This window comes from Sulfitobacter sp. UBA4523, from assembly GCF_002388305.1.
Lineage (GTDB): Bacteria > Pseudomonadota > Alphaproteobacteria > Rhodobacterales > Rhodobacteraceae > Sulfitobacter > Sulfitobacter pontiacus.
The window spans coordinates 1-439 of record NZ_DGMH01000032.1; the positions used below are offsets into that span (position 1 = coordinate 1).

The following is a 439-nucleotide window of genomic DNA, read 5'->3' on the forward strand; positions in this document are numbered from 1 at the left end:
GACATCAGGAAGGTCTGGAAACCGGATTGCTGCTGGGGTTCAGCGCGCACAGGGATGTCCTTGGACATCAGCAGGCTGGTGACCTCGGCGTCTTCGGGCCGGATCGTGACATAGTCACTGCCATCGGCACGACGGAAACGAACCTGTTCACCATCAAGCGTGACGTTGCGCACGTCCCCTGCTTCGACAGCGGTCACAAATTCGGAATAGCTGATTTCACGGCTTTGCAGCCCGCCAGTCGAGCCGCTGAACAGATTGAACAGCGCCAAAACCAAAAGCATCAATACAACCCAAAAGGCGAGATTGCGCATATTACCCAAAGGAAAGTCTCCTACATCCGGGGGACGGCACCAAACACAGCGCCCAATGCGTGTAAGATAGACACGATCGGCGCATGTTCAATGCGTCATATGTGCGGCGAAAAAGGCATCTTCGCCGC

At 55.6% G+C, this 439-nt stretch carries 1 protein-coding gene; it reads right to left on the bottom strand.

Features of this window, described 5'->3' with window-relative positions:
• Positions 1-311 (bottom strand): ATP-dependent metallopeptidase FtsH/Yme1/Tma family protein (locus B3849_RS07985; protein WP_286780009.1); only part of this gene is annotated, 311 nt, incomplete at its 3' end.
• Between the last annotated feature and the right edge of the window lie 128 nt (positions 312-439).